The sequence below is a fragment of the Oligoflexus sp. genome (assembly GCF_035638955.1).
Lineage (GTDB): Bacteria > Bdellovibrionota_B > Oligoflexia > Oligoflexales > Oligoflexaceae > Oligoflexus.
The window spans coordinates 68,274-76,382 of record NZ_DASQYZ010000254.1; the positions used below are offsets into that span (position 1 = coordinate 68,274).

10 protein-coding genes are annotated in these 8,109 nt (G+C 53.0%); 7 read left to right on the plus strand and 3 right to left on the minus strand.

The annotated features are described in order from the left end of the window. Positions 1–3: 3 nt before the first annotated feature. A complete protein-coding gene (locus VE954_RS23975; protein ID WP_324957553.1) occupies positions 4–501 on the minus strand; it encodes an FxsA family protein in 498 nt (165 codons plus the stop codon). Positions 502–880: 379 nt separating this feature from the next. On the opposite strand from VE954_RS23975, the gene VE954_RS23980 reads away from it, so the two are divergent. After that, complete coding sequence (locus VE954_RS23980) at positions 881–1,798, plus strand: M23 family metallopeptidase (protein WP_324957555.1); 918 nt, start codon at positions 881–883, stop codon at positions 1,796–1,798. On the opposite strand, the gene VE954_RS23985 is transcribed toward VE954_RS23980, so the two are convergent. Beyond that, a complete protein-coding gene (locus tag VE954_RS23985; RefSeq protein ID WP_324957557.1) occupies positions 1,795–2,817 on the minus strand; it encodes an NADP-dependent oxidoreductase in 1,023 nt (340 codons plus the stop codon). The two genes, VE954_RS23980 and VE954_RS23985, sit on opposite strands and share 4 nt — an antisense overlap. A 105-nt stretch (positions 2,818–2,922) precedes the next feature. Between VE954_RS23985 and VE954_RS23990 the strand changes: the two genes are divergently transcribed. Together VE954_RS23990 and VE954_RS23995 are read left to right on the plus strand one after the other, a co-directional pair. After that, on the plus strand, positions 2,923–4,668 hold the full coding sequence (locus VE954_RS23990; RefSeq protein WP_324957559.1) for an ABC1 kinase family protein: 1,746 nt from the start codon (positions 2,923–2,925) through the stop codon (positions 4,666–4,668). A 132-nt stretch (positions 4,669–4,800) separates the two neighbouring features. After that, positions 4,801–5,394 (plus strand): SH3 domain-containing protein, encoded by a 594-nt coding sequence (locus VE954_RS23995; RefSeq protein ID WP_324957561.1) that lies wholly within the window; start codon positions 4,801–4,803, stop codon positions 5,392–5,394. 32 nt (positions 5,395–5,426) lie between these two features. Here VE954_RS23995 and VE954_RS24000 read toward each other — a convergent pair whose 3' ends face one another. Further along, entirely contained in the window at positions 5,427–6,107 is a 681-nt protein-coding gene (locus tag VE954_RS24000) for an alpha/beta hydrolase (protein WP_324957563.1), read from the minus strand. Between the two features lie 175 nt (positions 6,108–6,282). On the opposite strand from VE954_RS24000, the gene VE954_RS24005 reads away from it, so the two are divergent. The 4 genes from VE954_RS24005 to VE954_RS24020 all read left to right on the plus strand — a co-directional run. Continuing rightward, entirely contained in the window at positions 6,283–6,981 is a 699-nt protein-coding gene (locus VE954_RS24005; protein ID WP_324957565.1) for a hypothetical protein, read from the plus strand. Between the two features lie 18 nt (positions 6,982–6,999). Continuing rightward, positions 7,000–7,233, plus strand: coding sequence for a TIGR02450 family Trp-rich protein (locus VE954_RS24010; RefSeq protein WP_324957567.1), 234 nt, complete (start codon positions 7,000–7,002; stop codon positions 7,231–7,233). 138 nt (positions 7,234–7,371) lie between these two features. After that, a complete protein-coding gene (locus VE954_RS24015; RefSeq protein ID WP_324957569.1) occupies positions 7,372–7,545 on the plus strand; it encodes a hypothetical protein in 174 nt (57 codons plus the stop codon). Between the two features lie 220 nt (positions 7,546–7,765). Continuing rightward, positions 7,766–8,109 (plus strand): PAS domain S-box protein (locus VE954_RS24020; protein ID WP_324957571.1); only part of this gene is annotated, 344 nt, incomplete at its 3' end.

Consider the following 8,109-nt stretch of genomic DNA (forward strand, 5'->3'; position numbering starts at 1 on the left):
GGCCTAGGGCTTTTGAATCGGCTCCACATCGATAATGTCCACGGAGCCCGTTCGATGCGTGAGAGCATCATGCTGGCTATAATGTCCAGCCTGGTGCACCGTGACACGTCCATTCGCAACCTGCTGACCCAACCACACCTTCAACTTTTTCATCAGCATCGACCGGGTCCAGGGAATCAGCAAAAGAATCCCAACGAAGTCTGTTAAATATCCTGGAATAATCAACGCCGTCGCACCCGCCAGCATCAGAAGGCCTTCCAACATGGTTTCACTCGGCAAACGGCCCTGTCGCATCTGCGTCTGAGCCTGGGAAAAAAGACGCAAACCTTGTTTTTTCGCCAGGGTCACTCCGGCCAGAGCGGACAAAAAAATCAAACCCAGGGTGGTCATCCACGCATTTTGGCTTCCCCAAAGCATGGACCAGTAGCGGTGCGCCTGGATCATGAGAAACAATTCCACGAACGGAACCATCATCATAAACAAAAGGAGGCGGCCCAACATAACGTGCTCCTCGGATCGGTCCAGGTTAAGGCCCATACTGACTGAGAATGCAGCATGAGCACGAGCAAAAGACCCATCATCCTACCATCGTTACACCTCGATCTCCGCTTCAAAAACGTCTGTACCAACAGGCCTTGGCCCTTTATACGATGCCCCGCGCGGACCGTTCGAAGTGTCAGAATCCACGACAACGATCACCTTACAAGGTTGGTGTGAGTATGCATGGCCCCCCTTCGTTCCCCGAAAAATCCAATGAAATATCACCATTCTATGAACAAATTCCAGCCCTTGGCTTAAGTTTCTCCGGGACCATCCGATAAGGATGGGTCGAACGCAATTTGTTTCCTCTCGCGCCAGGCACACCCGTGGGAAGGATCGTGTGCGAACCTATGGGGAAACCATGATGTTTCGGGCGAAGCTATTCCTAGCATGTCTCATGTGTGCCGCGTGTGGATCACCACATGATTCATCTCATCTCGTCAGCAAGGCCGGTCTGAGCCGCACTGCCAAACCCAAAGTTATTCTTGCCTATGAAATAAAACGGCAGCCGGGCGAAACCCTGCGAACCGTGAGTCAACGTTTTCAAGTGCCACTCAGTCTGCTCGAGATCTTCAATCCACGCGGCGTCCAGGGCCGTTATAAAAAGATCATCTATGTGCCGATTTCCCATACAGCGGCTTTAAAAGCCTCGACCGGTAAAAAGGCTCTTAAAATCGTCAAGCTCATGCGTGATTCTTTTCTCAGGCCCATTAAAATCGGTGACTGGTCGGCGCTGGAAGAAGAGGATTTTCAGAAACTCGATGAATGGATTCAGCTAGACGAATCCCAGCGTCTGAGCTTTCCCGTGGAAGGCTATATCTCCTCGGGATTTTCCTGGCGCTGGAATCGCTTTCACAAGGGCCTTGATATTGCGGCACGCCGAGGCACACCGATCGTCGCAGCCCAGGACGGCAAGGTTGTTTTCCGCGGATGGAAGTCAGGTTTTGGACTGCTCGTGATCCTGGAGCACGTCCAAGGAAAAACCTACTACGCGCATTGTCAAACAGCCAAAGTCAAAGTGGGGCAGAAAGTCTCACGCGGGGATCTGATTGGCCTCGTCGGCGCAACCGGACAATCCCGCGGCCCTCATCTGCATTTTGAATATCGTGATAATTACAATCAGCCGATTGATCCCACTCCGTTTCTGTTACCGCCCTGCTCACGGCCGGTGACGTTATCCGCGCAACCCGGTCGTGTGCCACCGGGTCTGGCAGCCTGGTCCGCAAAGTCCTCGCTGTGTCAGACAACAGACATTTAAAATTTCACCACAAGTTTGCCAAAATTTTCACCTTCCAGCAGGCCCATAAAGGCCTGCGGTGCTTTTTCCAAACCCTCGACAATATCCTCGCGGAATTTTATCTTGCCCTCGCGCAACCACTGTTGCATGGGTTGCTGGAATTCCTGAAAGCGATGGCCGTAATCCTGGGAGATGATAAAACCTTGCATGCGCAGCCGCTTGCTCAGAATGGTGCCCATAAGCAGTCCCATACGATCCGGACCAGGTGGTAAGGATGTGCGATTGTACTGCGCGATCAAACCGCAGACAGGAATCCTGGCCTTGGCATTGAGCAAGGGCAGCACGGCATCAAACACCTTACCGCCGACATTCTCAAAATAAACATCGATCCCCTTCGGGCAGGCCTCACGCAACGCATCCGCAAGCTTCTCATCGTGATGGCTTAAACAGCTATCGAAGCCCAACTCTTCGACCGCGAAACGGCACTTCTCAGCACTCCCGGCAATGCCCACGACCCGGCAGCCCTTGATCTTGCCAATCTGTCCCACAACCGAACCCACCGCACCTGTGGCCGCGCCCACAACCACGGTCTCCCCCGCTTTGGGTTCACCGATATCGAGCAATCCCATGTAGGCTGTAAAACCAGGCATCCCCAGAACGCCCAGAGCCAGGGAAGGATGCGCAATGGCGCCAAGGGGCGTAAGGTCCTTGCCATCAGAAAGGGCGTAGTCCTGCCAACCCGCATAACTCAGAACGAGGTCCCCCGTTTTAAATTTACTATTTTTAGACAGGGTGACCTTGGACACCGTGCCGCCCACCATCACCTCACCGATCTTGACCGGCGCCGCATAGGAGGGCGCATCACTCATGCGACCGCGCATGTAGGGATCCAGAGAAAGAAACTGCGTCTCCAAAAGCACCTGACCCTCCCCAGGCGTTGGAACCGGACTTTCGACCAGCTTGAAATTGTCGGACGTGGGTTTCCCCGTGGGACGACTTGCCAAAAGAATCTGTCGATTGATACTCGTGTGTTTATGCATGACTCATCTCCCTGAGTGTGAACGAAAGGATACCTTTAAAAACTGCAGCGAAAGATATACCGAGTTGAGTTATATTGCCATGAACAGAAACCCCAAAGGGATGCAATGACCAGCAACACGACTGACAAAGAGCCCTTCGAGTCCATCAATAATTCCCTGCTGGGTGTGGCCGCGCGCGATTTAAAGCGACTGCAGGCCATATTTCTGATCATTACCCGGCACGGCTTCGGCGAGCTTTTTCTAAGGTCGCCCATAGGTAAGATCTTTTTCGGTCAGGTTAAAGTCGAGGGTCAAAGCGATCGCTGGCGTGACCAGCCCGCGGCCATACGCTTTCGTCGCTTATTGGAAGAGCTGGGGCCGACGTACATTAAATTTGGTCAAATCATGTCCATGCGACCGGACATCATGCCAGCGAGTTACATTACCGCGCTCGAAGGCCTGCAGGACCAGACACCTCCCGTGGCTTTCGAGGCGATTCGCGATGTCGTGGAACGAAGCCTCGGCCGTCCGCTCTCAGAACTCTTTGCCGAATTCAGCCAGGAACCCCTGGCCACGGCCTCCATTGCCCAAACGCATCGCGCCGTGACGAAAAGTGGCGAATCCGTCATCGTCAAAGTGCAGCGTCCTCAGATTGAACAGACCATGCGAGGGGACCTCGACCTTCTGTTCATGCTGACCAAGGCCCTGGAGGTTGGCATCGAGGAAATGCGTCTTCTGGCTCCTTCGGAAATCGTCGCCGAATTTGAAATCTCTCTTCTGCGTGAGCTCGATTTCAATGAGGAACTCGGTAATTTGGAAACGGCCCGCACCCTGCTCGTCCCGGAACGCAGCGTCGTGGTACCCAAACCATTTCCTGAATTATCCAGTCGTCATGTCTTAACGATGGAATTCTTTCCGGGCCAATCTCTCCGTCGCATCAAACCGCAAACCCCGGAAGCCAAACACGCCGTCACGGAAATTTTACACGCGGCGTGCAAACAGGTTTTGATCGATGGTTTTTTTCATGGCGACCCTCATGCCGGCAATATCCTCATCAATGAGGCCGGCGTGATTTGCATGATTGATCTGGGGCTCGTCGGCCACCTGCGGGATGATCAGCGCGCTGATATCGTGACCTTGATTATCGCAGCCATTTCCCGTGATGCCGGCACCATTGCTCGGGTTTTCTTGCGGATGGGCACTCCCCTGAAGCGTATCAATCTCAATGAATTCAAAGCTGAGATCACTCGGATTCTCGATCGTTACATGAATGTCAAAGCGGTCAAGGATTTTAAATCCCAGGAACTCGCTGACGAATTTGTCAACGCCGCGCAGCGTTTCCAAATCAAGCTGGCCTCGGAGTATTCAATTCTCACCAAGGCGAGCCTGACCATTGAAGGCCTGATTCGAAATCTTTATCCAGACATCAACGCCATTGAAATTGCCCAGCCTTATATTCAGCGCTTGATGGCGGAACGCTTGAACCCCCGCACGCTCATGACGGATTCCATGTCCACGCTCACAGGTCTGTCGAGCATGCTCAAGCAGCTGCCCACCCAACTGGATCAGATCCTTCATGATGCGGAAACGGGAAATCTTCAGGTACGGGCAATGAATCCCCAGTTGGAACTTCTGCCCATGGTGCTTCATCACCTCGGCAGCCGGCTGGCCCTGGCTGCCTTTGCCATGTCGATGAGTTTGGCCGCCGCACTCCTGATTGCGATCCGGACGCCCGATCGACCTTTGTCCCTGCTCATTGCCACGACCCTTGTGAGCGCGGCCTTTGCCTGGTTTATTCTCTTCTGTTGGCACTTTGTTCGCACGGGTCAACCCTATCGGGCGCGATCTTTATTGCAGTTTTTCCGTCGCTGATTCAGGTTTTTCATATGGCAAAAATCTTGCTGTTAAGGCTCTGCAATGGTCCTAGGTACCTGACCTCAATCAGGTGGCCTATGGATAGACACCGACCAGGTGTCGTAAACCTTGACAGTGGAGATATTTTCGATGAAGTCCCCGATGCTGCTGAGTTTGATCCTGAGTTTTTCTGTTGCCTGTTCCTCAACCCCTGATGAAAATGAATCGGAAAATCTGAACCCTGAAGCTGGTGCTCCCGCCTCTGTTGAAGCGGCCAAGCCTGAGACTGAAGTCAAAAAAGTGGATAGCAACGATGTCGCTGCCGCTGTTGACGCCAAGCTTGATGCCAAGGCGGAATCGGCCAAGGCAACTGAAGCCGTGGCCGCTCCAGCCCCTGCTGCTGAAGCTGTTGCACCTGCGGCCAGCGCCGAAAAATTGGTCTATCCCACCGCATCTTTGGTGAATGTACGCCAGGGTCCTGGCAAGAGCCATGCTGTAGCTCGCGTTGCCAAGTTTGGTGAAGCCATTTCTTTGACCGGTGAGCAGAAGAATAGCTGGCTCAAGACGACCGATGGCCTTTGGGTATCGAGCCTTTTCACGGCCGAATCCAAGCCTGCTCAAGCCAATGACCCCGTGGTCCAGGCCGCTCCTGCTGCCGAAGCTGAAGCTCCCAAAACCGTAGAGACCATTGCTGAGCCTGTAGCCCCTGCTACCGAAGAAGCCAGCGCTCCTGCTGCTCCTTAATCTTTGTTACTCGGAGCATGACTCACCAAGGGTCATGCTCGCCATGCACCGCCTTTCTGCAGCTCCACCTGCTCCTGAAGCCATTGCTCTAAATCACGATCAATTTCATCGCGACATTCATCCAGACCATGCCGACAGCGTGGATAGAGAAGCAGCTTTTTAGGTTCGTGGGCTCGCCTATAGATCGCTTCTGAACAATCAGCCGGCAGAATCTCATCCGCAGTCCCATGCATGAGCAGGAGCGGACGTGGGCTTATTCTCGCAGCCTTTTCGGTTCCTGTCGCTTGGCTGCTTAGGGCGGCAACGGCTATGACCTGCGGGTGATCGGCACCCACTCCGATCACCACCGCACCTCCAAACGAGTGACCCACGAGTATCACCTGGGGGCGCTGCTCCTGGGCCAGATAATCCAAACCCCGCCGCACATCTTCAAAGCATTCCTGAAGCAGCCCTGGATGGCGATAATCCAGCCGAAGCGAGGCCACCCCTCGCTCGGCCCATTGTTCGGCATGACGGATATAAAGCCCACCGGCAGGCCCGCCTAATCCTCCACCAGAACCAAAAACCCATAGGATCGCGACAGATCCTGGCTCGGCGGGATGAAAGCAGCAGCGGATCGTCCCGTCTTTCCCAGGCAGCTGGACGTTCCGAACCAAACCTCGCGATGGTTTGACGGAGTCTTCATGGGGTTCCCTTGTTTCTTGTGAATGCATAGCGTGCCCATTCCTCCTCTGATCAATTTTGCGGGAAAATGCAGTCCCTGGTTGCAATATTCAGCCTGAAATCTGGGATACGAAATATATGAATATGCTCACCAAATCTTCATTAAACGATTCTTATGCTTGAGGCTGCTCCTTATCAGCTGACAATTTCAAAAAGAGATCCCTTATGAATATAGTGAATTTGGTCAAAAAAACTGCGCTGGCCGGGGCCGCGACAGCTTCGATTCATACCACAGCTTTATCGGATACGATGGCGCCAGAGGCGTTGCTGGCGAAACCACTGATCACAGGCGCGAGCGTCAGTGCCGACTGGAGCACAGCGAGTCCTGGCAAAACACTGGCCCTGCGTTACACAGGCAAGTCCCACATTAAAACCATCGCGTTCGGCGGCCGCACGGGGCGTGACGTGATCAAGGAGATCAAACCCAAGGATGTTCAAGATAGAACCATCATCATGGCGGTTGATTTCCTGTTCTGGGATTCAACCCTGACAGAGGCCGAGCCAAGCATCAAGGCGTTGGAGAACCTCATGAGCCAGGCCTCCAATCTGAGCTTACCCATAGTCCTGGGCGAGATTCCTGAACTGCTTCCCGGTCGTCAGGTCCAGCGGCAGCGCTTGAATCAGGAAATCACGCAGCGGTGTGCCTCCTACAAACAATGTTTCCTGATGCCCTTCAATCAGCTGCATGAGCAGGTTTCGAAAGACGGCTACCTCGAAATCAAGGGCAGGAAATACTCGATGAAGGATCTCGTTCCTGACGGTCTGCACCTCAGTGTCCCCACGAGCGAGTATCTCGCGGATATGATGCTGGCCCTTTTGAATCGTAAAGAAATCAAGTCCGATGGAAAGTTCAAACTGCCCTAAACATGCCCTGGAGAGAGCATGCAATCCAAGCATAAGCATTTCTCGAAGAAACTATTTCTGATCAATTCCAACTGGACCTCGACGAGTCAGTTGGAAGGATGGAAACACTATCGTATTACCGCAAGGCGCCGCACAGACAAGGGCAAACTTGAACTGGAAATGATGGCTGTTTGTGATCGGAGCGTGCGCGTTTGGGTCAACCGGGCCTCTCTTCGTGATCCGTTATTTTGGAAACCGGGTTGGCTCGATTGACAGAAGTTGCCAGCCAGCTGTGCAGAATTTGGACGGGATTTTCTTTGATTTGACTGACTTTTTTCCAGGTACGCTCCTTGCTTTGCAAGCCTCCTGCGGGCTTGCTCCCGTTGGTTGTTACCGTGGAAAGGAACTCGTATGAAATCCCGTAAGAAGGTCTCGCGCCTGCGCTACTACCTCGGCCTGATTTTGATCATCGGCGCCATGGCCGCATTTGCTCTTCAATTTCGTTCCGCTCGTATTCTGTCTTACGATATGCTGCCGCCTGATACTGGCTTTCATCCCATCCAGAATTCCAATCAGGCTGGTTGAAGACAAGGCTGGCTCACGGCCAGCTTCCGCTCAACATGCGCCCTCCAGCTGCCAAATAATCGCTGTTTGAAATTTCAAACATCTCCTAAAAACTGCATGAGTTTATCTTTTGCCAAAGATATATTTCTGTGTAGAGTTAGTATATTCTCACAGCAAATGTGTCGCGCCAATACACAAAATTTTATTCGAGAAATCTGCAGGATTAATTCGGGAGAGCCCTATGGAGCCATCGCCAGCGAAGCATCATGGAGGAGGAAGTCGCTTGCCTCCTGCCGATCGAACCCTGGATCAGGACACAGACAAAGCCAGGCTTACCCTCCTGGCGGCCATGGTCGATTCATCCGATGATGCCATTTTCAGTACCTCAATCGATGGCACCATACTCAGTTGGAACACGGCGGCCCAGAAAATCTACGGTTATTCGGAAGCTGAAGTTTTGGGCAAGTCCTTCCTTATTCTGACGCATCCTGAACGGCCTGAAGAGGTCAACGAAATCCTTGAACGGATTTCCAACGGCACCCGCATTGAACACTTTGAAACTCTGCGGGTTCGGAAAGATAAGCA

Excerpts from the sequence above, each read along its gene's own strand:
- VE954_RS23975 (WP_324957553.1), bottom strand. The coding sequence starts at position 501 with ATGTTGGGCCGCCTCCTTTTGTTTATGATGATGGTTCCGTTCGTGGAA.
- VE954_RS23985 (WP_324957557.1), bottom strand. The coding sequence starts at position 2,817 with ATGCATAAACACACGAGTATCAATCGACAGATTCTTTTGGCAAGTCGT.
- VE954_RS23990 (WP_324957559.1), top strand. The coding sequence starts at position 2,923 with ATGACCAGCAACACGACTGACAAAGAGCCCTTCGAGTCCATCAATAAT.
- VE954_RS23995 (WP_324957561.1), top strand. The coding sequence starts at position 4,801 with ATGAAGTCCCCGATGCTGCTGAGTTTGATCCTGAGTTTTTCTGTTGCC.
- VE954_RS24000 (WP_324957563.1), bottom strand. The coding sequence starts at position 6,107 with ATGCATTCACAAGAAACAAGGGAACCCCATGAAGACTCCGTCAAACCA.
- VE954_RS24005 (WP_324957565.1), top strand. The coding sequence starts at position 6,283 with ATGAATATAGTGAATTTGGTCAAAAAAACTGCGCTGGCCGGGGCCGCG.
- VE954_RS24010 (WP_324957567.1), top strand. The coding sequence starts at position 7,000 with ATGCAATCCAAGCATAAGCATTTCTCGAAGAAACTATTTCTGATCAAT.
- VE954_RS24015 (WP_324957569.1), top strand. The coding sequence starts at position 7,372 with ATGAAATCCCGTAAGAAGGTCTCGCGCCTGCGCTACTACCTCGGCCTG.